Consider the following 25,731-nt stretch of genomic DNA (forward strand, 5'->3'; position numbering starts at 1 on the left):
CGCAATTGGAGTCCAGACGGCGCACGCGCCTGGCTGCGGTCCGCCCGGAACGGCATTCTCGGACAAGTGATATTCGGAATATTTCATGTCTTCTGCGAAAAATGTCGATCACTGCAGCGCCGGACGGTTTCGCACGCACGCAGGACAGACACTTTTTCCTCCCAAGTAAGGGCAAGTCTGGTAACTTTTTACCCTTGTTGCCGTGATCCTAGCGCCAATGCGCGCAAACCCGAATGAAGGCAAATAAACAAAAACATGGAGAAAAACGAATATAACCCGTTGAACCGCATTCCCGTCCAGGCACTGTCCCTGAGGCTGGCAAGAACGCCGATCCGCATGCAGCACGCGAGCACCTGGCGTATCGACAAGATCAATCCGGTTCATGATCTTGTGTTCTGCCTGGGCGGCACCGCCCGGTACCGGATCGGCGAAGACAATTTCCGGCTGGGTGAAGGAGAGGCCATGCTGATCCGGGCACGCGAACGTTTTCGCGGTGTTCATGGCGGCGGCGGGGATTACACGGGCGTTGCCCAGCATTTCAGTCTGAACCTGTTCGGCCGGTCCGACCTGATCGACCAGATGACGCTGAGGCGCTCCGTCAGGTTGCGGGACTGGCAGGTGCTCAAGCCGCTGGTGGCCCATTACCGGGCAATGGCCGCGACGACGAGCCCGACACTGGTTCAGCATCACCAGTTCATGGTCCTTTTGCTGGCTTTCCTCGAACAGGCATTCGTGAACTGGCGCGAGGAGGGGGAACTTCTGGCGACCCAGGACCAGCTGTCGCTGCAGATCATGCTGATCGCGTCCAGACTTGCCGCCGACCCGCTCGCCGAAGACGGCCTGGAGACGGCGCTCGACAGCGTTCCCTACAACCGCGACTATTTTCGTCGCGCTTTCCGGGACCGTATCGGCATGACGCCGCAAAAATACCTGGAACTCAAGCGCATGGAATACGCCGTTCACCGGCTTGGCCTCGGCCAGAGTGTCAAGGAGACGGCCGCAGAGCTCGGCTATTCGGATCCCTATTTCTTCAGCCGCATGTTCAAGCAGTATATCGGTGCAAGTCCTTCGAGCTACCGGCTGAAACGAACCGCGCGATCCCGGTACCAGTTTGTCGAGTGACCGGCTCCGGGGACCTGGCCACTCGCATCGTAATGCCCTCAGATCATGCCCAGCCGCAGCCCCGCGATCACACCGCGCAGCTCGGCAAGACCGCGCAGGCGGCCGATCAGGGGGTAACCCGGATGGGCCGCGCGGGCCGCGTCGTCCAGAAGCTCGTGGCCGTGGTCGGGTCGGAAGACGATCTCGGCGTCATCGCGGCCCTCGTCGCGCCGGCGTCTTTCCTCCCGCAGGAGAACGGCCACAAGCGCGGGCATGTCGGTGTCCCCGGTCAGGTGCGCAGCTTCCTCGAAGGACCCGTCCGGGTCCTTGGAGACATTGCGCAAGTGGGCGAAGTGTATTTTGCCGGCAAAACGTTCGGCGATGGCCGGTACGTCGTTCTTCGGATTGGCTCCGAGAGACCCGGCGCACAGGGTCAGTCCGTTGGCGGGGCTGTCGACCGCCGACAGGATCCAGTCGATGTCGTCTGCATCGGAAACGATGCGGGGCAGACCGAGCAGGTTGCGGGGCGGGTCGTCGGGATGCACGGCCAGCTTCAGGCCGAGTTCTTCCGCGGTCGGAATGACCTCTTCCAGGAAACGCTTGTGGTTCTGCCGCAGCGCCGCCCGGTCCAGTCCCGCGAAGGAGTCGAGGGCCTCGCGCAGCCCGTCCGCGTCGTAGCGTGCATAGGCGCCGGGAAGACCGGCCATGATCGCGCCGGTCAATTGCTCGAGGTCGGCGGGGCTCGCAGCGTCGTACCAGCGTTTTGCCGCGGCCAGGTCGTCGCCGGTATAGTCGTCCTCGGCACCGGGACGGCGTACCATGTAGACGTCAAAGGCAGCCATCTTCGGAATGGAAAACCGGAGGCAGGTGCCGCCGCGCGCGACCGGTGACGCGAGGTCCGTGCGGGTCCAGTCGAGCAGGGGCATGAAATTGTAGCAGATGACCCTGATGCCCTCGGCCGCCAGGTGAGCCATGGACTGCCGGTAATTGGCAAACAGCTCGCCAAGGTCCCCGTCGCCGCGCTTGATCGCCTCGTGGACGGGCAGGCTTTCAACCACCGTCCAGTCGAAGCCCGCGGCCGCAATCTGCTTGCGGGTGTCGGCAATCGTCTGTTGCGGCCAGACCTGGCCGTAGGGAATCTCATGCAGGGCGGTGACGATACTCGTCGCCCCCGTCTGGGCGATCTCGGCAAGCGAAATGCGGTCGAAGCCGCCGTACCAGCGCCAACTCTCGATCATGCCAGCGCCTCGACTGTTTTCCGGACGCCGCCGTTCACCAGGTTCGTGTAGGCAGAGCTGACGGACGGCCGGATCGCCGTGGCCAGGGACGGGTCGAATATGTCCCTGACTTCAAGAAGCGCGGTCACCTTTGCAGCCGGATCCTTCGCATTGTCCGAAAGCGACTTCAGCCGGTCGGCCATCGGGTCGCGGACGTCGATGGGTGCACCATCCAGTCCGGTTCCGCCGACATAGACCATCCAGGCGGCAACGGCGAGGCAGAGACCCGGGCTGGGCCGGTCCGCCGCAAGATTGTCCCGAAGCGTTCCGAGAATGCGCTGCGGCAGTTTCTGGCTGCCGTCCATGGCGATCTGCCATGTGCGATGACGGATACCCGGATTGGCGTAGCGTTCGAAGAGAGCATCCGCATAGGCCTCGAGGTCGACGCCCGGCGGTGCCTGGAACGACGGGATGATCTCCTTTCGCCAGAGAGACTTGACGAAGCGGGCGAAAGCCGGGTCGGCCACCGTTTCGGCGATGGTCTCGTGACCGGCGAGATAACCGAGATAGGCGAGCGAGGAATGGGTGCCGTTGAGCATCCTGAGTTTCATGTGCTCATAGGCCGTCACGTTGCCGACCAGTTCGACACCGGCCGCGGCGAGGTCCGGCCTCGCGTCTTCGCCATAGGCGGGTACGAAATCGTCTTCGACGACCCATTGGCGGAACGGTTCGTGGAGGACCGGGGCGGCATCGTAGCGGCCGGTCTTCTGCGCCAGCGCGTCGACATCCTCCGGCTTGGTCGCAGGCACGATCCGGTCGACCATGGTGGCGGGAAACCGGCCTTCGGACGCGATCCAGGCCGCGAGTTCGGGATCGAGGCGCTCGGCAAGATCGAGAACGATGCCACGGACCAGGCGGCCGTTGTCGGGAAGATTGTCGCAGGTCAGGACGGTGAAAGGCGGCAGGCCGGTGGCCTTGCGCCGTGCAAGCGCGCGCACCAGGTAGCCCGGAGCGGACACGGGCAGGGCGTGCGTCAGATCGTGACGGATGTCGGGGTGGTCCGGGTTCAGCCGGCCGGTTGCCGGATCGTGGCAATAGCCCTTCTCGGTGACGGTGAGGGTGACGATCCTTGTGGTGGGATCGGCCATCGACGTCAGGACGGCTTCCGGGTTCTCGCGCGCAACAAGCACATCGACCACGCTTTCCACCTGGCGCAGCGTTTCGCCCTCGGGGCCGAGTTCCTGGGCGGTGTAGACAAAGTCCTGGGGGGCCAGCTGGTCGTGCATGCGCGGGCTTTGCAGGCTGACCCCGATGATGCCCCAGTCGCCGCCGGACGCCGCCATGGCGTCCTCGATATAGATGGCACCGAAGGCCCGGAAGAAGGCGCCCAGCCCGAGATGGACGATGCCGGCCGCCGGCGCCTTGCCTTTCACCCGGGCAAGTCTTGGAATGTCAGCGCGCAAGCCAGCCTCCGTCGACATTGAGAACCGCGCCGTGGATGTACTTGGCCGCCGGAGACGCCAGGAAAACCGCGGCTTCGCCAATATCGCTGGCTTCGCCCCAGCGTCCCGCCGGGATGCGTTCAAGGATCTGCCGGTTGCGGTCCGGATCGTTGCGCAGCGCCTCGGTGTTATTGGTGGCGATGTAGCCGGGGGCGATCGCGTTGACGTTGATGCCCTTCGCCGCCCACTCGTTGGCCAGCAACTTGGTGATGCCGGCGACACCGTGCTTGGAGGCGGTATAGGACGGCACACGGATGCCGCCCTGGAAGGACAGCAGCGACGCGATGTTGACGATGGATGCGCCACGGCCCGCGGCCAGGGCCGCCTTGCCGAAGGCCTGGCAGGTGAAGAACACCGCCTTCAGGTTGACGTCCATCACGTCGTCCCAGTCGGCTTCCGTGAAGTCGACGGAGTCCGCCCGCCGGATGATACCGGCATTGTTGACCAGGATGTCGATCCGCTCGTTTTCGAACAGCGGCACGGCGGCCATCGGGTCGGAGAAGTCCAGTGGCACGTGGCGGCCGTTGCCGATCCTTGCCAGCGTCTCGTCGCAATCCCGGCGGGCGGCGCAAAAAACCTCGGCGCCGGCCTCGCTCATGGCCACGGCGATGGCCTGGCCGATGCCGGTATTCGCGCCGGTGACGAGGGCGCGCTTGCCTTCAAGCGAAAAGGCGCTCACCGCAGGTCCTCCATGGCGATCATGTCCATGTCGGTGAAGTCGACATTGTCACCGGCCATCGCCCAGCAGAACGTGTAGGCACCCGTGCCGGCGCCGCAGTGGATCGACCAGGGCGGGGAGATCACCGCGTCTTCGTTGGCCATGACAAGGTGCCGGGTCTCTTCAGGCTTGCCCATGAAATGGAACACACGCTGGTCCGGGCCGAGCTCGAAATAGAGATAGGCTTCCATGCGCCGGTCGTGGACATGGGCCGGCATGGTGTTCCAGACCGAGCCGGGTGCGAACTGGGTGTATCCCATCAGCAGCTGGCAGCTTTCGGCGACTTCCGGATGCAGGAACTGCAGGATGACGCGCTCGTTGGAGGTCTCGGCGGATCCGAGTTCGACCCGGCGCGCGTCCGTCAGCTTGATCAGCTTGGTCGGGCAGGTCCGGTGCGCCGGGGCGGACAGGATATAGAACCGTCCGGCGCCGGAAAAGGTGACCGGTCCGGAGCCCATGCCGACATAGAGCACTTCGCCCGAGCCGACTTCATAGGTCTCGCCGCCGACCGACACGGTGCCGGGGTCGCCGATATTGAGGACACCGAGTTCACGCCGGTCGAGCAGGGACGGGGTTCCGGCCTCCTTGACCTGATCGAGCACCAGGCTGCCGCCGGCCGGCACGGCACCGCCCAGGATCAGGCGGTCGTAATGGGTGTAGACGAGGTTGATCTTCCCGTCCTGGAACAGGCCCGAAGCATGAAAATGCTCGCGCAGGCCGGATGTGTCGAGCGCCTTGGCCGTTTCCGGATCAATGGCATAGCGGGTTTCAACGGTCAGCATGGCAAGTCCTTTTGCTCAAGAGTGTCTCAAAGAAAATCGTCGCGGCGCGGTGTGAAGGTGTCGATCAGGGTTCCCGGTTCCAGGCAGACGCAGCCGTGGACCGCATCTGAGGGAATGACAAAGCTGTCGCCCGGTCCGACCTCGAACTCCTCGCCGCCGATGGAGAACCGGAAGCGGCCGCTTTCGACATAGGTCGACTGGACATGGGGGTGATTGTGCAGCTTGCCCTCGGCGCCTTCCTCGCGGAAGCGGAAGGCGACCACCATCAGCTCCGCTGTCTCGGAGAGCACCTGACGGCGGATGCCGGGATCCGCGGTGACTTCCGGATAGGTTCTTACGTACATCGGTTCAGCCTCAATGGAACAGGGACGGCAGCCACAGGGACAGCGCCGGAATGTAGGTGACCAGCAGCAGCGTGAAGACAGCAGCGGCATAGAAAGGCCAGATGGTGCGGATCGCATCCCAGACGGAGATCTTGCCGACGGCGCAGCCGACGAAGAGCACGGTGCCGACCGGTGGTGTGCACAGGCCGATGCCGAGATTGAGCACCAGGATGACGCCGAAATGGACCGGGTCGACGCCGAAGGCGGTGGCGACCGGCAGGAAAATCGGGGTCGTGATCACGATCAGCGGCGACATGTCCATGAAGGTGCCCAGGAACAGGAGCACGATGTTGAGCATCAACAGGATGATCAGCGGGTTTTCGGAAATGTCCTTCAGGAAGGCGACCAGCTCGGCCGGGATGCGCAGGAAGGCAAGCAGCCAGCCGAAGGAAGCGGCACAGCCGATCACCAGCAGCACCATGGCCGTGGTGCGCACGGCTGCCTTGGTGGCCGCGACGAAATCGGGCCAGTGCATGGTGCGGTAGGCGAGCGTGGTCACGAGCAGGGCATAGACGGCGGCGATGCAGGAGCTTTCCGACGCGGTGAAGACGCCTGAGCGCACGCCGCCGAAGATGATGCCTATGAGGAGCAGACCCGGAATCGCGTTGACGAACAGCCAGCCGAGCGCCGGCCAGCCCGGGAACTTCTCGGTCGGATAGCCTGCGCGCTTGGCGACGAACCAGGCGGTGACCATCAGGCTGATGGCCAGCAGCATGCCGGGGATGATGCCCGCAGTGAACAGGTCGGCGATGGACAGGCGGCCGCCGGCCGAGATCGAATAGATGATCATGTTGTGCGAGGGCGGCAGCATCAGCGCGATGATCGACGACAGCACCGTGACATTGACGCCGTACTCGACGGAATAGCCGCGTTCCTTCATCTGCGGGATCATCAGGCCGCCGATGGCGGTGGCGTCGGCCGCCGCCGAGCCGGAAATGCCGCCGAAGAGGACCGAAGCGGCAATGTTGACCTGTCCGAGGCCGCCGCGCGCATGTCCGACGGCGGCCCCTGCAAGGGCCACCAGTCTTCGGGCGATGTCGCCGCGCACCATCAGTTCGCCGGCGAAGATGAAGAACGGGATCGCCATCAGCGCGAACACCGAGACGCCGGAATTGAGACGCTGGAACACGATGACCGGCGGCAGTCCCATGTAGAGCACGGTCGCGAGGGAGGCGGCTCCGAGGCAGAATGCGACCGGCGTGCCGATCAGGAGCAGGGTCGTGAAGGTGCCGAAAAGAATGAGCGGTTCCATGTCAGGCGACCTCCTCGATGGGGTCCTCGCCGAAACGCGCGGTCGGCAGGCCGGCGGCCCGGCGAACCAGGCGTTCCAGGGAGAACAGGAAAACCAGGCAGCCACCGGCCACCAGGGGAAGGAAATCGACGGCCCCGGAAACGCCGAGCGACGGCAGTTTCACGTCCCAGGCGGACAGGGCGAGTTCGGCGCCGAACCAGGCCATGCCTGCCCCGAAGGCGGCGACCACGGCGTCGGAAATGCTGAACAGGATCAGTTTCGCGCCACCAGGAAGAAAATAGAGCAGCACGTCGAAGCTGAGGTGATAGCCCTCGCGGATGCCGACCGCCGCGCCGAGGAAGATGAACCAGCCCATCAGGATGACGGAGGCCGGTTCCGACCAGACCAGGCTGTCGTTCATCACGTAGCGCATGAAGACCTGGGCGGTGATGAAGGCGGTCATGAGGATGAGGCCACTGCCGGCAAGCCAAAGGGCGGCCGTGGAGACGAGGCGCAAGGCCTGTGCTGCAAGGGTGAGTTGGGACTGCACGTCGGGATCCTGAAAAGGGGGCCTGCGGCCGGGTGGGCCGCAGGCGGTGGGCTTTAGTCGGTCGCCCGGATGCGGGACACCAGGTCTTTCAGCTTGTCGGAAGTGACATGCTTTTCATAGACGCTGTCCATGGCCGCCATGAACGGGGCCTTGTCGATCTCGGTGATGACCTCGACGCCGGCTGCGCGGACCTTTTCCTCGGAAGCCTTTTCACGGGCCTGCCACTGCTCACGCATGAACGGAACGGAGTCCTTGGCAGCCTGGCGCACGGCTTCCTGGTCTTCCGCAGACAGCTCGTCCCAGGTCTTCTTGGACATCACCAGGACTTCCGGCACGATCAGGTGCTCGTCCAGCGTGTAGTAGCCGGCGACTTCGTAGTGCCCGGAGGATTCGAAGGACGGCCAGTTGTTTTCCGCTCCGTCGATGACGCCGGTCTGGATCGAGGAATAGACCTCGCCATAGGGCATCGGCGTTGCGTTGGCGCCCAGGGCCGACATCATGTCGACGAAGATGTCCGACTGCATGACACGGACCTTCATGCCTTCAAGGTCCTCGATCGACTTGATCGGCTTGACCTTGTTGTAGAAGCTGCGCGAGCCGCCGTCATAGAAGGCCAGGCCGACATACCCATGCGGTTCGAACGCCGCCAGGATTTCGTCGCCGATCGGGCCGTCCATCACGGTGTGCATGTGATCGACACCCTTGAAGACGTAGGGCAGCGAGACGACCTTGGTTTCCTCGACCAGGTTGTTGAACGGGCCCATGGAGACACGGTTCAGGTCGATGACGCCGAACTTGGTCTGCTCGATCGTGTCCTTTTCCTCTCCCAGCTGGGCGGAATGGAACACTTCAACGCAGATGCGGCCGTCGGTGCGCTCTTCCAGAAGCTTGCCCATCTGCTTGACGGCTTCGACCGTCGGGTAACCGTCAGGATGGGTGTCGGACGATTTCAGGGTCACTTCGCATGCGAGCGATGCGGATGTGAGCGCGGCGGTAGCCATAAGGGATGCCGCAAGGGTCTTCAATACTTTCATACTCTCCTCCCGAAGTTGGCTCGTCAGAGCCGGTAAGCCTGCTTGGCAAGCCTGTAAGTGAGGTCATGTGCGACCTCGTATGCCTCGTCCTCGTCCAGCCTTCCGGATGTCACGAGCGATGCGAGGTAAGCGCAGTCGACCCGGCGGGCCACATCGTGGCGGGCCGGAATCGAGCAAAAGGCGCGGGTGTCGTCGTTGAAGCCGACGGTGTTGTAGAAACCGGCCGTTTCCGTGGTCATTTCGCGAAAGCGGCGCATGCCTTCCGGACTGTCGTAGAACCACCAGGCCGGGCCGAGCTTCAGCGTCGGGTAGACGCCGGCCAGCGGGGCCAGCTCGCGGGAATAGGCGGTCTCGTCCAGGGTGAACAGGATGATCGAAAGATCCTTTTCCAGCCCGACCGCGTCGAGAAGCGGCTTGAGCGCGCGGACATAGTCCGTCCGCGTGGGGATGTCGAAGCCCTTGTCGCGGCCGAAACGCTGCATGATCCCGCCCGAATGGTTGCGGAAGCTGCCCGGATGGATCTGCAGGACCAGACCGTCCTCCAGGCTCATGCGTGCCATTTCGGTCAGCATGTGACCGCGGAAGGCGTCGGCCTCCTCGGCGGTGCAGGATCCGGTGAGGGCCTTCTGGAACAGCTCCTCGGCCTTTGCCTGCGACAGGTTTTCCGTGCGCGCGCTGGCGTGGCCGTGGTCCGAGGAGGTGGCGCCAAAGGACTTGAAATAGGCCCGCCGCGCGCGATGAGCATTGAGATAGCCCTGCCAGGTGGTCGCGGCTTCCCCGGCCAGCTCGCCGAAGGTCTCGATGTTTGCCGCAAATCCCTCGAATTCCGGGTCGACGACGGCGTCAGGCCGGTAGGCGGTGACGACGCGGCCGCTCCAGCCGCTGTCCCGGATCATGCGATGCCATTTCAGGTCGTCGAGCGGCGATTCCGTGGTGGCGATCACCTCGATGTTGAAGCGCTCGAACAGGGCGCGCGGCCGGAATTCGGGACGGGCCAGGCAGTCCGCGATGTGGTCATAGGCCTCGTCCGCGGTTTCCGCCGAAATCCGCTTGGTAAAGCCGAACACCTCCTGGAAGGCGTGGGTGAGCCACATGCGCGAGGGGGTCGCCCGCAGAAGATGAAAATTCTCCGCGAAGATCCGCCAGATCTTGCGGCTGTCGGTCTCCGTCAGGCCGCCGTCAGCGCGCGGCACGCCCAGTTCGGCGAGGTCGATTCCCTGCGAGAACAGCATCCGGAACACGTAGTGATCCGGCACGATGAACAGCTGCGCGGGGTCGGGAAAGGCTTCGTTTTCGGCGTACCAGCGCGGATCGGTGTGTCCGTGCGGGCTGATGATCGGAAGGTACTTGATACCCGCATACAGCTGCACCGCCAGGTCGCGGGAGGCCGGATCGGCGGGAAACAGGCGATTCGGGTCGAGGCCGTTTGCCGAATCTGCCGGCGCATCCGCTAGGCCCAGTGACATTCATTCCTCCCGGTTGGCTGTTTTGCCGTGCTCAATGTTGCAGCTAGTAAACTGATATGCTAGTTGAGTAGACGAGTCAACGGAGAGAAATCAGATGGCAGATGGCAGCGCCCTCAAGGTGCTCGAACCGCTCAGGATCCCGACCGTCGCGGATACGGTGTTCGAAGAGCTGTACCAGCAGATCCTGTCACTGGATCTCGCGCCCGGTACACGGGTGTCCGAAGCGGAAGTGGCCAAGGCCTTCGGCGTGTCGCGCCAGCCGGTCCGCGATGCCTTCTACCGGCTGTCCCAGCTCGGTTTCCTCCTGATCCGGCCGCAACGGGCAACGGTGATCACAAAGATTTCCGAGGCTGCCGTCCTCAGGGCCAGGTTCGTTCGCACGGCGCTTGAGATTGCCAGCCTGAGGGCGGCGATCGAGGTGATCACGGACGACCAGGTCAAGGACCTCGAGGCTCTGCTGGAAGAGCAGGCAGCTGCGGTCAGGACAGACGAACGCCAGCTCTTTCACAATCTTGACGACGCCTTCCACCGGCGCATCTGCGAGATCTCCGGCCATGACTATGTCTGGGCCCTGATCCGCGAACAGAAGGCGCATATGGACCGGGTGCGGTTCCTGTCGCTGGCGTCCGGTGCGCAGGTGGCCCTCGACGATCACCTCGTCATCATCGATGCCATTCGCAAGCGCGACGGGGCGCAGGCGGAAGCACTGCTGGTCGAGCATCTCGGGCGAATCGAGACCATCCTGGGCCGGATCCGGGCCGAAAACTCCGCCCATTTCGAGGACTGAGCATGCCCCGGCGTTTTCTCTCCATCGGTGAGTGCATGATCGAGTTCGCGCCGACGCCGGCAGGGACCTATGCGGTCGGTTTCGCCGGCGATACGTTCAACACGGCGTGGTACGCCAGGCAGCTTGCGGACGCGGACCAGATCGATGTCGGTTTTCTCAGCGCCGTCGGTGACGATGACTTGTCGAAGCAACTGACCGGTTTTGTCAAAAACGCCGGGATTACTCCTGAGTTTGCGACGATCCGCGGGGGCAGCCCCGGCGTGTACATGATCTTCCTGAGCGAGGGCGAGCGCAGTTTCCAGTACTGGCGGTCGCAATCGGCGGCCCGGCGCCTTGCCGAAGACCTGACTGCGCTCAAAGGCCTGTCCGCGGGCGACATGGCGTATTTTTCCGGTATCACGATGGCCATTCTGGACGAGCCCGCGCGCGGCCTCCTGCTCGCCGCACTGGCCGAGGCAGCCGCGCGGGGAGTGCAGGTCGTGTTCGATCCGAACCTGCGTCCGCGCCTGTGGCGCTCCAATGAAGACATGTGCACCTGGACGATGAAGGCGGCGGCGGCCGCGGCCATCGTTCTGCCTTCCTTCGAAGACGAGGCGGTCCATTTCGGCGATCCGGACCCGGCGGCAACCGCGCAGCGCTACCTGGACGGAGGCGCAAGGCTGGCAGTCGTCAAGGACGGGGAGGGTCCGGTGGTGGTGCAGTCGTCGGACGGGGACGGTTTCCGCTACCAGCCTGCTCCCGTGGCTGCGGTGGCCGACACGACGGCTGCCGGCGACAGTTTCAACGCCGCCTTTCTGGTGGAGTATCTTGAGCGCGGCCGGGCAAGGGAAGCCGTCCGGGCCGGATGTGCCCTTGCCGCGCATGTGATCGGCAGCCGGGGCGCCCTGGTGCCGGTTTCCCAGCTGGATCTGATTGCCTGCAGGAACCGGCTGAGCGCCTGATCCCGCGCTGGTCAGGTTTCACGGGCTGTGCCTTCTTAAACATCTGTTTACCATAATGATGTTGCTTTCTTCTTCGGATCGCGTGTTTAGTTCCATGTTTCATCAGGCTCAGGCCCCCCTAATTTGAATGAAATGGTAGGGATGAATTTGTTCGGATACGAGGCGCAAATCTGCAGGAAACCGTCCGGTTTGCAAAGATTTGCAACGACGTTGCCGGGCAAATTCACCCTATCCCGGAGGGACGCAAAAACGGCTTCGATCTGCTGTGTCAAAGCGCTCAACCGGGCAGGAAGCCCGCTTGTCGCGCTTTTCCTTGCAGCTCATCGCCGTTTGTTGCGCCATTTCAATCAAATTAGGGGGTACTGACCCTGGACACTTTGGAGCCGCCGTTGCCGGTGTGCCGCTGAAAGGACGCGAATATGGCGTTGAAAATTAGCCGCCGCGCATTTGTTGCCGGAATTCCGTTGTTGCTGGCCGCATGCCAGAGCGAGCAGAAGTCGACGATACAGGCCGGCCTGACACCGTTGGCCGACGGGACGCCCGACTATGCCACGGCTTATGCCGCGACCACGGACGGCGGGTTCTCCCTGCCCGCGATCAAGTATCAGAACTTCGATCCGAGATATCTCCGGCAGGTGGTTTTCTATCCCAGCAAGTACCCGTCCGGAACGATCGTCGTCGATCCGAAAAACAAGTTTCTCTACCTGGTGCAGCCGGGTGGCCGGGCGATCCGATACGGGATCGGCGTCGGCCGCGCGGGATTTGCCTGGAACGGCGAAGCCGTGATCCAGTTCAAGCGGGAATGGCCGAAATGGTTCCCGCCCGACGAAATGATCGAGCGGGATCCCAAGCTGGAAAAATACCGGGACGGCCAGGAAGGCGGGCCGAGCAACCCGATTGGCGCCCGCGGGCTGTATCTCTGGCAGGGCAACAAGGATACGCTCTACCGGATCCACAGCACCAACCAGCCGTCCAGCATCGGCACCAACGCCTCCAGCGGCTGCATCCGCATGTGGCACCAGGACATCATCGATCTCTACAACCGGGTCAGTGTCGGCACCAAGGTGGTCGTGCTGGGCTAAGGCTGCCTGCGCCGCCGCATGGGGCGGGTTGCACATGCAGCCTCATCCTGAGGTGCCGCATTGCGGCATATCGAAGGATAGGCAACTTGTTAAAAAGTGTGTGGCCGCTCCTTCGAGACGCGCGCAAGCGCGCTCCTCAGGATGAGGTTGGTGGGAGTTGCAGCGTTTGTAAATTGCTTTTGTTTTCAGGCTATTCCTTCGAAAGAGATACTCTGCAGACAATGCCTCTGCGAGATGCAGACGACTCCTTATTGGAGTATGTTAGCCTCAAATTCAGCGTCATCCTGAGGAGCCGCGAAGCGGCGTCTCGAAGGAGCGGCAACTTGCTCAAGAGGTGTTGGGCCGCTCCTTCGAGACGTGCGCAGGCACGCTCCTCAGGATGACGATCGTGGTTTTGGCTCGGCGGTCATTTCAACTCAATTGGATTGCTTTTCTTGCCTAGGCACTTTGCCGAAGGGGGTCCGCACGCGGTGCGCAGACCCGCTGGGTGTGCGGCGTGACGCCGAAGCGGTTCTGGTAGGTGCGGATGAAATGCGAGGGCGATTCATAGCCGCAGGCCAGGGCGATTTCCGAGACCGACTGCTCGGTCTGCAGGAGCAGGTTGCGGGCCCGGGTCAGTTTCTGCTGGATGGCGAATTTCTTCGGCGAGACTTTCAGGTGCTTCTGGAACAGGCGTTCCAGCTGCCGTGTCGAGATGCCGATCTTGCGGGCGATCTCCGAGGTCGGCAGGTAGTAGGGCGCGCTTTCGTTGAGAAGACGGATCGCCTCGGCAATATGCGGATTGCGGATGCCGTGGCGGGCCTGCAGCGAGATCTGCTGTGAGGCGTCCGCCGGACGCACCCCGGAATAGACCATCATGTCGGCAATCGCGGCGGCCAGATCCATGCCGTGTGTCTCGCCGATCAGGTGCAGCATCAGGTCGGCGGCGGCGGTGCCGCCCGAGGCGGTGACGAAGGTCTCGTCGGCGACAAAGACGTTGCGGCACAGTTCCACGTCCGGAAAGTTCTCCTGAAAGCTGTCATGGAACGACCAGTGAATGGCCGCGCGGCGGTCCTTCAAAAGGCCGGCCCTGGCCAGCACATAGGCTCCGGAACAGATGGCGCCGATCTTTGTACCCCGCGCCCGTTCGCGGCGCAGGAAGGCGAGCACCTCCGGTGTTGCCCGGTCACCGACATTCTGTCCGGTCACCAGAAACAGGCTGCTGCGCAGCGGCAGATCGGCAAGACCCTGATCGACCAGGGTAACCGTCCTGTTGGAACAGACCGCGCGTTCGCCATTCACCGATGCCACCCGCCAGCGATAGATTTCCTCGCCCTGAAGCAGGTTGGCGATCCGCAAGGGCTCGACGGCACAGGCAAAGGCGATGTGGGAAAAATCGTCGAGCAGCAGGAAGGTGACGTCGCGCGTTCTGGACATGTCGCTTTTCTCCGGAGCCTGTCGCCTTGGGCCGTTTCGAGCGGCCGGCGTCTTTGTATAATTATTGTGTTGATATTGTATTCATGATGTATACAAATCAGTCAACCAAAATCGAAACGGAGCGGTCCGATGCCTCCTGTCCGCGGAACGGCCAAGACAGTCGCCTACGAAGATCTGAAACGCGCGATCCTGACCCTGGAGCGCAAGCCCGGCAGCGCGCTGGAGGAAACGGAGCTTTGCGAACGCTACGGCCTGTCGCGCACCCCCTTGCGCGAGGTGCTGCAGCAGCTTGCCGGCGAGGGCTATGTCAGTCTGCAGCTCAATCGCGGCGCGCGTGTCTCCGACATGAGCCACTACACGCTCAGGGACTTCTTCCTGGCGGCGCCACTGATCTACAGCGCAATCCTGCGCCTCGCGGCCCAGAACGCGACACCGCAGCAGATCGGGGACCTGAAGGCGGCGCAGGAAGATTTCCGGGCCGCCATGGCCTCCGGGGATGTCACTGCCCGGGCCCTCACCAACGACCGTTTTCACCGCATCACCGGCCTGATGGCCGGCAACAGCTACCTGCTGGCGAGCCTCGACCGGCTGCTGATCGATCACACACGGATCGGCATGACCTTCTTCCGGCAGAAGGGGGGCGCCACGGACGAGCGCCTGTCGCTCGCCTGCCGGCAGCATGACGACATGATCGCCGCGATCGAACAGGGCGACGAAGACCGGGCCGCCGAGCTGGCGCTCGAGCACTGGGCGCTGTCGCGCGACCAGATCGAGCTCTTCGTCATGCCCGCCGGGCTGGAAGCACCGCTCGGCCAGCCGCCGAAACTCAAATCCGCCTGAAGCCGGAGAGATCGACATGAAACCCATCATGACCTTCGAGGGCATCTACACGCCTGTCGTGACGCCCTATGACCCGGACGGCACTGTCGTCTGGGGCGCGCTTGGAAAGGTGATCGATCACCTTGTTGAAAGCGGTGTGAATGGCCTGATCTCCGGCGGCTCGACGGGCGAGAACTATGCCCAGACCGTGGAGGAACGGCTGGACCTCGCCCGTTTCACCAAGGACAAGCTCGGCGGCCGCCTGCCGCTGATCGTCGGAACCGGCACCATGCGCACGCCCGATTCCATCGAGCTGGCGGAGGGGGCCGCGAAGATGGGCGCCGAGGCCATTCTGGTCGCAACGCCGCCCTATTCGGTGCCGACGGAGCGGGAGAACGCACTCAACGTGCTCACCATCGACCGGGCCGCCGACCTGCCGATCATGCTCTACAACTATCCGGGCCGGATGGGCGTCAACATGGGCGAGGAGTTCCTCGACCGGGTCGGCCGCTCGCGCAATGTCTGCGCCATCAAGGAAAGCTCCGGCGACATCAACCGGGTGCATCTGCTGGCGCGCGACTATCCGCATATCCAGATGTCCTGCGGCATGGACGACCAGGCGCTGGAGTTCTTTGCCTGGGGTGCGCGCAGCTGGGTCTGCGCCGGTTCCAACTTCCTGCCGAGAGAACATGTCGCGCTCTACAGGGCCTGTGCCGTCGAGGGCGACTTCACCAAGGGGCGTCGGATCATGTCGGCGATGATGCCGCTGATGCGCGTGCTCGAACAGGGCGGCAAGTTCATCCAGTGCGTCAAGCACGGTGTCGAGATGAGCGGGCTTCATGCCGGACCGCCGCGGCCGCCGCTGAAGGCACTCAACAAGGACGACAAGCGCCAGCTGGACCAGGTCGTCCGCGTTCTCAAATCCACCATCGAAGACATCACGGCGGGAGCATGACCATGACCGATCTTCTGACACGTGACGAATACAAGGCGCTCGCCGCCAGGCTGACGCTGCCGACCAATGCGTTTATCGACGGCGGCTATCGTCCGGCGGTGTCGGGCAAGACCTTCGCAAGCCTCAATCCGGCAACCGGAGAGACCCTGGCCGAGATTGCCGCCTGCGGTGCGGAGGATGTCGACTTTGCCGTTCAAAAGGCGCGCGAGGCGTTCGAGGACGGACGCTGGTCGAAACTGCATCCGTCGGAACGCAAGGACGTTCTGATCCGCTTTGCCAAGCTCGTCAAACGCAACCGGCGCGAACTCGCGGTGATGGAAAGTCTCGACAGTGGCAAGACCATTTTCGACTGTGAGACGGTGGATCTACCCGAGACGATCCACTGCCTGAAATGGCATGCTGAGGCGATCGACAAGATCTACGACCAGGTCTCGCCGGCCTCGGACGACCACATCGCCATGATCGTGCGCGAGCCGGTTGGTGTGGTCGGCTTGGTGCTGCCCTGGAACTTCCCGCTGCTGATGCTGGCCTGGAAGATCGGCCCGGCTCTGGCCGCCGGTTGCTCGGTGATCGTCAAGCCGGCGGAGGAAACCTCGCTGACCGCCCTGCGCGTTGCGGAGCTTGCCATGGAAGCAGGCATTCCGCGCGGTGTCTTCAACGTCGTGCCGGGCTCCGGCCCGGAGGTCGGCGAGCCGCTCGGGCGCCACATGGATGTCGACATGGTGTCCTTTACCGGGTCAACCGAGACCGGCCGCCGCTTCCTGCATTACGCCGCCGACAGCAATCTGAAGGAAGTCGTCCTGGAGATGGGCGGCAAGAACCCGAGCGTGGTCCTGAAGGATGCGGAAAATCTCGACCGGGTTGCCGCCCATGTGGTCAATGGCGCCTTCTGGAACATGGGCGAGAACTGTTCGGCCAGTTCTCGCCTGATTGTCGAGGCGGAGATCAAGGATGCGCTTGTCGAGCGCATCCTGGCCCATGCCCGCGAATGGACCTTGGGCGACCCGCTCGATCCGGAGCACCGGGTCGGCGCGCTGGTTTCCAGTGCCCATTTCAACAAGGTCTGCTCCTATCTCGGCACCGATGCCACGGTGCTGATGGGCGGCAACAGTCATGACGGGGCCTATGTCGAGCCGACGGTTCTGGAGGTCGATGCTCATTCGAAGGCCGCGCGCGAAGAAATCTTCGGGCCGGTGCTGAGCGTGCTGACGGTGGGCGGCTTCGACGAAGCCATCGAAATGGCCAACAACACCGACTACGGCCTGGCGGCGTCGATCTTCACGTCCAACGCACGGAAGGCCCTGCGCGGGGCCCGGGCGATCCGGGCCGGCACGGTGACGGTCAACTGCTTCGGCGAGGGCGACATCACCACGCCGTTCGGCGGCTTCAAACAGTCCGGCTTCGGCGGGCGCGACAACAGCCTCGCCGCCCATGACCAGTACACCCAGATCAAGACGATCTGGCTGGATCTCTCCGACGACGAGGACGAGGCTGTGGGATGACCCGCGGGGCCGCCACTTCCCTGCCTTGCCTGAAGGGGCCGGCGGCCTGGAACCGGATCCTGCCGGACCCTCCGGCATCCGAAGTGCTGACGGATGACATCCGTGCGGACATCACGATTATCGGTGCCGGCTTCGCCGGATTGTCGGCGGCCCGGCGTCTGACGCAGATCGACAGCGGCCTCAAGATCGTCGTGCTCGACGCCCTGCCGCTTGCCGACAGCTCGGCTGGCCGCAATTCCGGTTTCATGATCGACCTGCCGCACGAGCTGACCTCGCAGGACTATGCCGGAGCGGGTGACGACACGGCGCTGATCGCCCTCAACCGGAAGGCCATCGGCTTTGCCGGGGACGCGGTTGCGGACTACCAGATCGATGCGAACTATTTCGACCCGGCCGGCAAGGTCAACGGCGCGGCGAGTGCCAAGGCCGAGGCGCATAACCGCAGCTATGCTGCGCATCTGCAAAGCCTGGGTGAAGATTACGAGCTGCTCGACCGCAAACAGATGAGGGACCTGACCGGCAGCGGTCATTATCGCGCCGGGCTGTATACGCCCGGCACGGTGATGCTGCAGCCGGCCGGTTACATACGCGGCCTGGCCGCGGGTTTGCGGCGTGACGGCGTGAAGGTTTTCGAAAACAGTCCCGTGACCACGTTTTCCAGGAACGGGGCAGGCTGGCGTGTGGCAACGCCGAAGGGCGGCGTTTCGACGGACAGGATCATCCTGACGGTAAACGGCCACCTGGAAAGTTTCGGTTTCGAGCGGAACCGGCTGATGCAGCTGTTCCTGTTCGCGGTGATGACGCCGGAACTCGACGCGGAGGCGCTCAAGAAACTCGGCGGCCGAGCGCGGTGGGGGATCACGCCGTCCGACCCGATGGGCACCACCTTGCGCCGGATCGACACGGGCCAGGGCGGCAACCGGATCGTCACCCGGACCTGCGCAGTGCTGAAGCCGGACATGCGCCTGTCACAGGCGCATTTGGACCGGGCGGCACACGTGATGCAGCGCAAGTTCGACCAGCGCTTCCCGCAGCTTGGCGGGCTGAAGATGGAACACAAATGGGCCGGCCACCTGTGCCTCAGCCTCAACGGTGTTGCCGTGATGCGCGAACTGGAAAAGGGAGTCTTTTCCGGCTGCGTCCAGAACGGCCTCGGCACCGCGCGCGGCACGTTGACGGGAATTGGCGCGGCGGAGCTGGCCTGTGGCGTATCAAGCGACATCACCCGGCATTTCGAGCGGGAAGCCCGCCCGAAGAAACTGCCGCCACAGCCGTTCCGGGAGATCGGTGCCAATGCCTTGCTGCGCTGGAAGGAATGGCGTGCGGCGGAGGAATAATTTCCCAGAATCTCCACCCTCTCAGCGTTATCCTGAGGAGTGCGCTTGCGCACCTTTCGAAGGATCAGCCACGTGTTTGGAAACAAGCTGCCCATCCTTCGAGACGGACCTGACGGTCCTCCTCAGGATGACGATTTGGGGTTTGGCAGGGCTTGTTCTTGAGAGCAGTTTCGCGCCGGCGAAATCACCCGAAATTCTGCCTCTCGGTCCGTAGTCATATCACAGCGTCTCCACCCACTCGGCGTCATCCTGAGGAGCCGCGTCAGCGGCGTCTCGAAGGATGGGTCACGTGCGAGGGAGCAAGCTGCGGATCCTTCGAGACGGACCTGACGGTCCTCCTCAGGATGACGCTTTGGGGTTCGGGAACCCTTGTTTTAAAACAGTTTTTGCGCCAGCTAAGTCACCCGAAATTCTGCCTCCCGGACCATAATCAAATCACAACTTCTCCACCCATTCTGCGTCATCCTGAGGAGGGCCGAAGGCCCGTCTCGAAGGACAGGCTACACATTCCTGAGAGCGTGTACGATAGCCTCAATAAACCCAGCCAAATCCGTAGCCCGCCAGCAGGGACCCGGTCACCGCCAGGCCCAGATAGAGAAGAAATGGCCGTATCCGGAGCACCGGGAAGATGGCCAGCGCCCCCCAGATGCTGACGACGCCGCCGGAGACCAGGAAGGCCATGGCGGCGCCCGGCGCCATGCCGTTGTCGATCAGGCCGCGTGTGAGAGGCAGGGCGGCATAGCCGTCGATATAGGCGGGGGCGCCGACAAAGACGGCGGCAGGAATGGCCCACCAGGTGTCTTCGCCCACATAGGCTGCGAGAGATCCAGGGGTCAGCGCGGCGTTGAGGGCGTATTCTGCGAAGAAAGCCGGGATCAGACAGATCAGGATCAGCCGCGTCGTGGCGAAGGCCTGTCGGGCAACGGTGCGGCGCCGGTCCCTGTCTTGCCAGACACGCGGCTCGAACGTTCTGGGGCCGCAGCCGCAGGAAGTGACCAGGGACGCAGCAAGCCCGCCGCTGCGCAGGGCGGTCTGGCCGCTTTTGCTGCCGCTGAGCGCAGCCGTCACCGTGCCGCCAAAGAGGCCGAGCCCGAAGGCCGCCACGGTCTTGCCGAGGGCAAAGGCAAAACCGAGCGTGGCTGCCGTCGTTGCCAGCATGGCCGGGTCGGTCACCGGCGAGGACAGCCAGAACGCCATGACCGGGGCGAGGGGAACCCCGGCAGCGAGCAACCCGACCATCAGCGGCAGTACGGTGACGCCGCAGACCGGCGTGATGGCGCCGATCGCCGATGCCGCGAGAACGGACCGAAACAGGCGGCCTTCGAAGGCTCGGGACAGGATCCTGTCGGCGCCACTGGCCATGATCCAGGCGGTGAGCGCAATGCCGGGAATGACGAGGGGGGCGACATCGACCAGTCCCTGCAAAGTAAACAGAACACCGTTCCATGAGAACCGGGGCCAGAGCCAGGCCACAACGGAAACAACAAGCACGCCCGCGGCGATCACGAGCGGACGGGCCAAGAGGGGAGCTGGTGATGCGGTCCGGTCTGCCAAGTGGGCCTCCTGTGGTTGACGGCCGCAGCATAGGCGTGATGTCATTATCAGGAAAACGAATATCTCCAATATCGGATATTGAAAAATCAGATGAATACACTCGACAGCGAGCTGCTCCGCACGTTTCTGGCCGTCGCCGGCACGGGCAGCATCACCGAGGGCGGTAACCTGATCGGCCGATCGCAGTCGGCGACCAGCCTGCAGATCATGCGGCTCGAGGAGGTTCTCGGGCGGGCCGTTTTCGAGCGCACGGGGCGCGGCGTGAGCCTGACCGAAACCGGGCAAAGGCTGTTGCCGGTCGCACGGGAGGTAACCGGCCGACTGGATGGCATGCTGCGCGAACTGACTTCCGACGACCTGCGCGGCAAGCTGCGCCTCGCCATTCCCGACGACCATGGCCGGGCCAGGCTGGCGCGGATCCTCGGCGCCTTTGTCCAGTCCCATCCGCAGGTGGAGCTGGAGGTGACCTGCTCGCTGAGCACGGAATTTCCCGGGATGCTCAGGAAGGGGCTGCTCGATCTGGCGGTCTACGAAGTTGAAACACCGGAACCGGGAGAAGAGGTGATCCACGAGGATCCGACCTGCTGGGTTGCCTCGCATCACCAGGATCTTCTTGCTGTGGATCCGGTGCCGGTGGCCCTGTTCGACCGGGCCTGCTGGTGGCGGGAGGCGGCGATTGCCGCGCTTGAGGCACGCGGTCAACCTTACCGGGTCGTCTTTTCCAGCCAGAGCGTTTCCGGGGTGACGGCAGCGGTCGAGGCGGGCGTTGCCATCGGCCTGCTCGGCAGGTCCTCGGCCGGCCCGCACCTGAAGGTGCTGGGAGATGGGCTGGGATTCCCGGAAATGCCCGTCTCCCGCCTGGTCATCGGAACATCGGGGCAGGCGGATGCTACCGTGGTCGATGCGATGAAGTCGGCCATTCGCTCCGCCTTTCAAGGATGAGTGTCGTCGTGCTCGCGCGCATGCACCCGCCTTACTGGTAGGACGCGACTGGCGCGCCGAACAGGCTTTCGTCCGGCGTGACGCCCAGCCCCGGGCCTTGCGGGACACGGATGTGACCGTCAACGATTTTCACCGGACTGTCCGGGTCGTAATGACCGTCTATATAGGGTTCGGCGATCCAGACGCCCTCGAGGAATTTCGGATGAACCGTTGCCGCGATCTGCGCGCAGGCCGCCGCGATGATATCGCCACCCCAGCTGTCGTCACAGGTGTGCGGCAGGGCCGCAGCCTCGCACAGATCCCGGAACACGGACATTGGTTGCAAGCCGCCGATGCGGGTGATCTTCATGCCGAAGCCGTCGCATACGCCTTCGCTCACGCTGCGCACGACGGCGGACAGGTCGGTCGCGGATTCATCGAGATAGACCCCGTGGCCGAGCTGGTTGCGAATACGGGCAACCTCGTCGATGGTGTTGCAAGGCTGTTCAAGGACAATGGGAATGTCGAGGCAGGCGCGGCTGACACGCAGAGCCTCCTGGGATGTCCAGCCGCGGTTGCCGTCCACGACCAGCCGCATCCGGTCACCGACGGCTTCCCAGACCTTGTGGATGGTTTCGATGTCCAGTTCCACCGCGCGGCCGCCCACCTTGATCTGCATGCGGCGGTAGCCTTGCGCGGCCTTTTCGCTGGCGACGCGGGCAATGTCCTCCGGCGAGCCGACACCCGAGGCGAAATAGGAGGGAACCCGGTCCGTCATCAGGCCTCCCAGCAGCCCCGCGACACTCAAGCCGGTGCGTTTGCCGAGCAGGTCGTGCAGCGCGATGTCGAAAGCCGCCTTGGCATAGTTGTGGCCGTTGAGCCGCCTGTCCATCAGGCGGTGAAACGCGCGTGTCCCCGAAATGTCGGGGCCGACCAGACCCGGAGCAATTTCGCGAATGGCGGCAAGCGCGCCGTCCGCGTGGGCGGGGGCATAGACGGGCCCCACCGGACATGTCTCGCCCCACCCAATGGTGCCGGTCTCGTCGACCAGCTTGACCAGCGTCGTCGTCAGCGACGACACCACTGTCGAGGCCATCACATAGGGTCCGTCCTTGACGGGCAGTTCATGGCGGTAGATGTGGATCTCGGCAATGCGCATCCAAGCCCTCCCGGACAGGTGGAGGATCAGTGGTCCTGGTTGAGGGCATCTTCGGCTGGAATCTCGCGTTCGCGCCGGGCGATATAGTCGAGCAGGGCCTCGTTCCTGGCCTCGTCCAGCTTCGGTTCCTCGTATTCGCACAGGAGCTTGCGGGCGTGGTTGAGCGCGCGTTCGGTGATCTCCACCCCGCCTTCCGCCTTCCATTGCTCGATGGAGTTGTTGTCGAACATCTCGGGCATGAAGAAGGCGCGCTGGAAATTCTCCTGGGTGTGCGGGTGACCGAGATAGTGCCCGCCCGGGCCGACATCGCGCACGGCGGCAAGCGCCTCGTCGAAATCGTCCCAGCGCGGGCCTTCCGCCATGCGGTAGGCCATGGCGCACTGCTCCGCGTCGACGATGAACTTGGCGACCGAACAATGCATGCCGGCCTCGTTCCAGCCGGCGGCATGCCAGATGTAGTTGGCGCCCGCATGGATGACCGCGTTCAGGGTGGCGGCACTCTCGTAGCCTGCCTGGGCATCGAAGGTCTTGGCACCGCCGAGAGAGCCCGAGGTGCGCCACGGAACGCCGTAATGGCGGGCCATCTGGCCGATCAGGAAATTCATCAGGCTGATTTCCGGCGTGCCGGCCATCGGCGCGCCGGACTTCATCGACACGGTCGACAGGTAATGGCCGTAAATGGCCGGCGTGCCCTTGCGGATCACCTGGGTATAGGCGAGCGCGCTCAGGGCCTCGGCGTTGAGCTGGACGACGGCCGGCACAACAGAGGCGGGCGTGTTGGCGCCGCCGAGCACGAAGGGCGAGCACAGAACCGGCTGGTTGCGCCTCGAGAAGGCGCGCATGGCCCCGAGCATGGTCTCGTCCCAGACCAGCGGCGAGTTGCCGTTGCAGTTGCCGGTCGTGACCGGGTGGTTTTCCAGGTAGTCCTCTCCGAAGAGTATGGCGCACATGTCCATGACGTCCTCGGCATTCTTCGGGCTTGTCGTCATGCCCATGAACGTCTTGTCCGAATGCTTCATCGACGAATAGGTGATGCGCAGGTGGCGGTGGCTGATGGGGTGGTCGTAGGGTTCCACGATGTGATGGGCGCTGGAATGCAGCGCCGGCAGCATGTGGCTGAGCTTGTGAAACATGGCGAGGTCGGCGAGCGTCGGATTGCGGCGCTCGTCGTTGAGATCGCGGATGAACGGCGCGCCGGTCATCGGCACGAAGATCGACCGGTTGCCGCCGAGCGGCACGTTCTTCTCCGGATTGCGGGCATGGTAGGTAAAGCTGGACGGAATGGTGCTGATCAGCTCGCGCACCAGGCCCCGGTCGAGATAGACCCGCTCGCCGTCAACCCTGGCCCCCGCCTTGGTCCAGTCGTCGAGCGCAACCGGGTCACGGAAGACGATGCCGACCTCCTCCAGGATTTTCATGGAGGCATCGTCGAGGCGCTCGATCTGGTCCGGGTCGAGTGGTTCGCACAGGGGCAGCTTGCGTGTCAGCCCCGGCAGCATGGCATGGTCGGGGGCGGTGCGGATGGCGCGGCGGCCGGCCCGGCCACCGCTGCGGCTGCGTGTTGCGACGCTCATGGGTCTCTCCAGTCTTGTCGTTGTGATGACCAGACTGCACCTCGATCGGGGGCGGCGCCTGCCGGAAACCGAACAGCGGCTGCATTTTACGACATGTGATGCGTCCGGGCGGCTCAATAGGCTCGCAGGACAAGTTTCCGAACCTGCCGGGCTGCATTGTTGAGGCCTTCGCCGCGCTCGATCAGCTGGATGTGCGTGCGGGGCAGTTCGGGCAGAGCGCCGCCGGGCTGGAGCTTGACCATGCCGTCCGGGATCATGCCGTCCGCCATTACAGTGATGGCCATGCCGGCGGAAACGGCGCAGCGCACGACCTGGCCGCTGGTGCTGACCAGGGCTTCACGGAACGGTGTGCCATTGGCCTTCAATGTCGAAATCGCCACCTGCCGGAAGACGCAGGGCTCGGGGTAGAAGGCGAGCGGCCAGGGCTGGTCCGGCAAAAGTTCGAAATCGGTGGCAGCCACCCAGCACAAGGCCGGTTCAGCCAGTATTCTCGCAGAACGCACGGGAGCGGGAAGCGTGACGATGGCCATGTCCAGGCTGCGCGCTTCGACTTGCTGCTGCAGGCTGGCGCTGACGGCGCTGACGATGGTGAGCTCGATCCCCGGAAACTGATAGCGCAGCTGGCGGAGCAACTTGGGCAGGATCGGCAGGGCATAGTCCTCGGCCGTGCCGAGCCGCACACTGCCCGATACGGATCCTTCCTGGATATGATCCAGGAGAAGGTCATGGCGGTCGACCAGAGCCTGGGCATGCGGCAGCAGATCAAGACCCGCCGGAGTGAGGCGAACCTGATGATAGGAACGCTCGAACAGGGCGGAACCGAGCTGGTTTTCCAGCGCGCGGATGCGCTGGGACATGGTTGCCTGCGAACAGGCCAGCCGGTTGGCCGCTTTCGAAAAACTGCCCTCGGAGGCCACGGAGAGAAAGGATCTCAGGAATTTCGTGTCGATGTCCGTCATGTCGCTCGCGCTTGTAGCGGTATTGGAAAAACTAATACCATTCTTCAGACAATATTGTTTTACCGAATTTGTCCACGGGTCTAGCGTTCCGGAAAACAATGCGGGGGCATTTGGTGACAGTCGGGTTTTTCGGTCTTGGGGCCATGGGCGGCACTGCTGCCGAGAACATCAGCCGCTCAGGATTCGACACCGTGGCCCGGAAATTCCGCCGCGAGGCGGACGAAGATCATCCTGAGATGGATGTGTGCTGTTTGGACACGCCCAAGTTGCTGTCAAACCGGGCCGATTGCGTCGTATCGAGGACCATAGGCGTGCCCCGCCCGGACGCAATTCTCAGGGGTGGCGCCAGCCCTTTCGAAGGCGCCTGTGAAGGCAGGACCGCGATCCACCCGACCAATTCTTCACCGGCGTGCAGGCGCGATCAGGTCAGGGACTTCGTCGCCGGGGGCGGCAAGCCGGCCGATGCGCCCGCGGCTGGTGCGGTCACCGGTCTTGTCACGCGCCGTGATGCGCCGTCTGTCTTCGCCATCCACCCTGCTTCCAGCCTCTTCCTCGCAACGCTGTCTGAAGCCCCTCGGGCTCACGGGGAGTTGGGTGCCTGGACCGGCATACGGCCGGAAATAACGGATGTCTGAGATGCACGGTGCCAGGAAGTGTCGGCCGCTCGTGGAAACCATGCGGGAGAGATGCGTTTCCGCAGACCGCTCGGGCATGTCTCAGAGGTTGATCCGCGCACTGACG

Annotated in this window: 24 protein-coding genes; 10 read left to right on the forward strand and 14 right to left on the reverse strand. The window is 63.7% G+C overall.

What is annotated here, in order from left to right:
- Positions 1-255: 255 nt before the first annotated feature.
- Positions 256-1,122 (forward strand): helix-turn-helix domain-containing protein, encoded by an 867-nt coding sequence (locus O6760_RS13690; protein WP_269585916.1) that lies wholly within the window; start codon positions 256-258, stop codon positions 1,120-1,122.
- Positions 1,123-1,160: 38 nt separating this feature from the next.
- Here O6760_RS13690 and uxuA read toward each other — a convergent pair whose 3' ends face one another.
- Genes uxuA through uxaC form a run of 9 tightly spaced genes read right to left on the reverse strand, consistent with a single transcriptional unit; the run spans position 1,161 to position 9,984 of the window.
- On the reverse strand, positions 1,161-2,339 hold the full coding sequence (gene uxuA / locus O6760_RS13695; RefSeq protein ID WP_269585917.1) for a mannonate dehydratase: 1,179 nt from the start codon (positions 2,337-2,339) through the stop codon (positions 1,161-1,163).
- Positions 2,336-3,799 (reverse strand): mannitol dehydrogenase family protein, encoded by a 1,464-nt coding sequence (locus tag O6760_RS13700; protein WP_442969889.1) that lies wholly within the window; start codon positions 3,797-3,799, stop codon positions 2,336-2,338. Before O6760_RS13700 ends, uxuA begins: the two co-directional genes overlap by 4 nt.
- Positions 3,771-4,499: a 2-dehydro-3-deoxy-D-gluconate 5-dehydrogenase KduD gene (gene kduD, locus O6760_RS13705; RefSeq protein ID WP_269585919.1), complete on the reverse strand. Its 729-nt coding sequence runs from the start codon at positions 4,497-4,499 to the stop codon at positions 3,771-3,773. The genes O6760_RS13700 and kduD overlap by 29 nt, the downstream gene beginning before the upstream one ends.
- A complete protein-coding gene (gene kduI, locus O6760_RS13710) occupies positions 4,496-5,320 on the reverse strand; it encodes a 5-dehydro-4-deoxy-D-glucuronate isomerase (protein WP_269585920.1) in 825 nt (274 codons plus the stop codon). Before kduI ends, kduD begins: the two co-directional genes overlap by 4 nt.
- Before the next feature lie 26 nt (positions 5,321-5,346).
- A complete protein-coding gene (locus O6760_RS13715; protein ID WP_269585921.1) occupies positions 5,347-5,664 on the reverse strand; it encodes a cupin domain-containing protein in 318 nt (105 codons plus the stop codon).
- Positions 5,665-5,674: 10 nt separating this feature from the next.
- Positions 5,675-6,955, reverse strand: a complete 1,281-nt coding sequence (locus O6760_RS13720) for a TRAP transporter large permease (protein WP_269585922.1) — start codon at positions 6,953-6,955, stop codon at positions 5,675-5,677.
- A 1-nt stretch (position 6,956) separates the two neighbouring features.
- Positions 6,957-7,484, reverse strand: a complete 528-nt coding sequence (locus tag O6760_RS13725) for a TRAP transporter small permease (RefSeq protein WP_269585923.1) — start codon at positions 7,482-7,484, stop codon at positions 6,957-6,959.
- A 53-nt stretch (positions 7,485-7,537) separates the two neighbouring features.
- Positions 7,538-8,518 carry a TRAP transporter substrate-binding protein gene (locus O6760_RS13730; protein WP_442969891.1) on the reverse strand — a complete coding sequence of 327 codons (981 nt, stop codon included), beginning with the start codon at positions 8,516-8,518 and terminating at the stop codon, positions 7,538-7,540.
- Between the two features lie 23 nt (positions 8,519-8,541).
- Positions 8,542-9,984, reverse strand: coding sequence for a glucuronate isomerase (uxaC, locus tag O6760_RS13735; RefSeq protein ID WP_269585924.1), 1,443 nt, complete (start codon positions 9,982-9,984; stop codon positions 8,542-8,544).
- A 94-nt stretch (positions 9,985-10,078) separates the two neighbouring features.
- On the opposite strand from uxaC, the gene O6760_RS13740 reads away from it, so the two are divergent.
- From O6760_RS13740 to O6760_RS13750, 3 genes are all read left to right on the forward strand, one after another.
- A complete protein-coding gene (locus O6760_RS13740) occupies positions 10,079-10,771 on the forward strand; it encodes a GntR family transcriptional regulator (RefSeq protein ID WP_269585925.1) in 693 nt (230 codons plus the stop codon).
- A 2-nt stretch (positions 10,772-10,773) separates the two neighbouring features.
- A complete protein-coding gene (locus O6760_RS13745; RefSeq protein ID WP_269585926.1) occupies positions 10,774-11,712 on the forward strand; it encodes a sugar kinase in 939 nt (312 codons plus the stop codon).
- Positions 11,713-12,131: 419 nt separating this feature from the next.
- A complete protein-coding gene (locus tag O6760_RS13750; RefSeq protein ID WP_269585927.1) occupies positions 12,132-12,794 on the forward strand; it encodes a L,D-transpeptidase in 663 nt (220 codons plus the stop codon).
- 438 nt (positions 12,795-13,232) lie between these two features.
- Here O6760_RS13750 and O6760_RS13755 read toward each other — a convergent pair whose 3' ends face one another.
- Positions 13,233-14,210 (reverse strand): GlxA family transcriptional regulator, encoded by a 978-nt coding sequence (locus tag O6760_RS13755; protein ID WP_269585928.1) that lies wholly within the window; start codon positions 14,208-14,210, stop codon positions 13,233-13,235.
- Positions 14,211-14,339: 129 nt separating this feature from the next.
- Between O6760_RS13755 and O6760_RS13760 the strand changes: the two genes are divergently transcribed.
- From O6760_RS13760 to O6760_RS13775, 4 genes are read left to right on the forward strand one after another with little or no spacing between them, the layout of a single operon-like run.
- Positions 14,340-15,050: a GntR family transcriptional regulator gene (locus tag O6760_RS13760; protein ID WP_269585929.1), complete on the forward strand. Its 711-nt coding sequence runs from the start codon at positions 14,340-14,342 to the stop codon at positions 15,048-15,050.
- Between the two features lie 28 nt (positions 15,051-15,078).
- Positions 15,079-15,984, forward strand: a complete 906-nt coding sequence (locus O6760_RS13765) for a dihydrodipicolinate synthase family protein (protein WP_269586274.1) — start codon at positions 15,079-15,081, stop codon at positions 15,982-15,984.
- A gap of 2 nt (positions 15,985-15,986) precedes the next feature.
- Positions 15,987-17,486 (forward strand): aldehyde dehydrogenase, encoded by a 1,500-nt coding sequence (locus O6760_RS13770; protein ID WP_269585930.1) that lies wholly within the window; start codon positions 15,987-15,989, stop codon positions 17,484-17,486.
- Positions 17,483-18,823 carry an NAD(P)/FAD-dependent oxidoreductase gene (locus tag O6760_RS13775; protein ID WP_269585931.1) on the forward strand — a complete coding sequence of 447 codons (1,341 nt, stop codon included), beginning with the start codon at positions 17,483-17,485 and terminating at the stop codon, positions 18,821-18,823. Before O6760_RS13770 ends, O6760_RS13775 begins: the two co-directional genes overlap by 4 nt.
- 531 nt (positions 18,824-19,354) lie before the next feature.
- On the opposite strand, the gene O6760_RS13780 is transcribed toward O6760_RS13775, so the two are convergent.
- Positions 19,355-20,377 carry a permease gene (locus O6760_RS13780; protein ID WP_269585932.1) on the reverse strand — a complete coding sequence of 341 codons (1,023 nt, stop codon included), beginning with the start codon at positions 20,375-20,377 and terminating at the stop codon, positions 19,355-19,357.
- Between the two features lie 90 nt (positions 20,378-20,467).
- Here O6760_RS13780 and O6760_RS13785 point away from each other — a divergent pair, with 90 nt between their 5' ends.
- Positions 20,468-21,319 (forward strand): LysR family transcriptional regulator, encoded by an 852-nt coding sequence (locus tag O6760_RS13785; RefSeq protein ID WP_269585933.1) that lies wholly within the window; start codon positions 20,468-20,470, stop codon positions 21,317-21,319.
- Positions 21,320-21,350: 31 nt separating this feature from the next.
- Here the strand turns inward: O6760_RS13785 and O6760_RS13790 are convergent, their stop codons facing one another.
- The 3 genes from O6760_RS13790 to O6760_RS13800 form a co-directional block, all read right to left on the reverse strand.
- Positions 21,351-22,457: a mandelate racemase/muconate lactonizing enzyme family protein gene (locus O6760_RS13790; RefSeq protein WP_269585934.1), complete on the reverse strand. Its 1,107-nt coding sequence runs from the start codon at positions 22,455-22,457 to the stop codon at positions 21,351-21,353.
- Between the two features lie 26 nt (positions 22,458-22,483).
- Positions 22,484-24,031 carry a trimethylamine methyltransferase family protein gene (locus O6760_RS13795; RefSeq protein ID WP_269585935.1) on the reverse strand — a complete coding sequence of 516 codons (1,548 nt, stop codon included), beginning with the start codon at positions 24,029-24,031 and terminating at the stop codon, positions 22,484-22,486.
- A 113-nt stretch (positions 24,032-24,144) separates the two neighbouring features.
- Positions 24,145-24,990: a LysR family transcriptional regulator gene (locus O6760_RS13800; protein WP_269585936.1), complete on the reverse strand. Its 846-nt coding sequence runs from the start codon at positions 24,988-24,990 to the stop codon at positions 24,145-24,147.
- Between the two features lie 113 nt (positions 24,991-25,103).
- Between O6760_RS13800 and O6760_RS13805 the strand changes: the two genes are divergently transcribed.
- Complete coding sequence (locus O6760_RS13805) at positions 25,104-25,625, forward strand: NAD(P)-binding domain-containing protein (protein WP_269585937.1); 522 nt, start codon at positions 25,104-25,106, stop codon at positions 25,623-25,625.
- Positions 25,626-25,731 lie beyond the last annotated feature (106 nt).

The organism is Roseibium sp. Sym1, assembly GCF_027359675.1.
In the GTDB taxonomy this organism is placed as follows: domain Bacteria; phylum Pseudomonadota; class Alphaproteobacteria; order Rhizobiales; family Stappiaceae; genus Roseibium.

Excerpts from the sequence above, each read along its gene's own strand:
- O6760_RS13785 (WP_269585933.1), top strand. The coding sequence starts at position 20,468 with ATGAATACACTCGACAGCGAGCTGCTCCGCACGTTTCTGGCCGTCGCC.
- O6760_RS13790 (WP_269585934.1), bottom strand. The coding sequence starts at position 22,457 with ATGCGCATTGCCGAGATCCACATCTACCGCCATGAACTGCCCGTCAAG.
- O6760_RS13770 (WP_269585930.1), top strand. The coding sequence starts at position 15,987 with ATGACCGATCTTCTGACACGTGACGAATACAAGGCGCTCGCCGCCAGG.
- O6760_RS13765 (WP_269586274.1), top strand. The coding sequence starts at position 15,079 with ATGACCTTCGAGGGCATCTACACGCCTGTCGTGACGCCCTATGACCCG.
- O6760_RS13720 (WP_269585922.1), bottom strand. The coding sequence starts at position 6,955 with ATGGAACCGCTCATTCTTTTCGGCACCTTCACGACCCTGCTCCTGATC.
- O6760_RS13755 (WP_269585928.1), bottom strand. The coding sequence starts at position 14,210 with ATGTCCAGAACGCGCGACGTCACCTTCCTGCTGCTCGACGATTTTTCC.
- O6760_RS13800 (WP_269585936.1), bottom strand. The coding sequence starts at position 24,990 with ATGACGGACATCGACACGAAATTCCTGAGATCCTTTCTCTCCGTGGCC.
- O6760_RS13715 (WP_269585921.1), bottom strand. The coding sequence starts at position 5,664 with ATGTACGTAAGAACCTATCCGGAAGTCACCGCGGATCCCGGCATCCGC.
- uxaC (WP_269585924.1), bottom strand. The coding sequence starts at position 9,984 with ATGTCACTGGGCCTAGCGGATGCGCCGGCAGATTCGGCAAACGGCCTC.
- uxuA (WP_269585917.1), bottom strand. The coding sequence starts at position 2,339 with ATGATCGAGAGTTGGCGCTGGTACGGCGGCTTCGACCGCATTTCGCTT.
- O6760_RS13750 (WP_269585927.1), top strand. The coding sequence starts at position 12,132 with ATGGCGTTGAAAATTAGCCGCCGCGCATTTGTTGCCGGAATTCCGTTG.
- O6760_RS13730 (WP_442969891.1), bottom strand. The coding sequence starts at position 8,518 with ATGAAAGTATTGAAGACCCTTGCGGCATCCCTTATGGCTACCGCCGCG.
- kduI (WP_269585920.1), bottom strand. The coding sequence starts at position 5,320 with ATGCTGACCGTTGAAACCCGCTATGCCATTGATCCGGAAACGGCCAAG.
- O6760_RS13760 (WP_269585929.1), top strand. The coding sequence starts at position 14,340 with ATGCCTCCTGTCCGCGGAACGGCCAAGACAGTCGCCTACGAAGATCTG.
- O6760_RS13700 (WP_442969889.1), bottom strand. The coding sequence starts at position 3,799 with ATGTCGACGGAGGCTGGCTTGCGCGCTGACATTCCAAGACTTGCCCGG.
- O6760_RS13745 (WP_269585926.1), top strand. The coding sequence starts at position 10,774 with ATGCCCCGGCGTTTTCTCTCCATCGGTGAGTGCATGATCGAGTTCGCG.
- O6760_RS13795 (WP_269585935.1), bottom strand. The coding sequence starts at position 24,031 with ATGAGCGTCGCAACACGCAGCCGCAGCGGTGGCCGGGCCGGCCGCCGC.
- O6760_RS13775 (WP_269585931.1), top strand. The coding sequence starts at position 17,483 with ATGACCCGCGGGGCCGCCACTTCCCTGCCTTGCCTGAAGGGGCCGGCG.
- O6760_RS13690 (WP_269585916.1), top strand. The coding sequence starts at position 256 with ATGGAGAAAAACGAATATAACCCGTTGAACCGCATTCCCGTCCAGGCA.
- O6760_RS13740 (WP_269585925.1), top strand. The coding sequence starts at position 10,079 with ATGGCAGATGGCAGCGCCCTCAAGGTGCTCGAACCGCTCAGGATCCCG.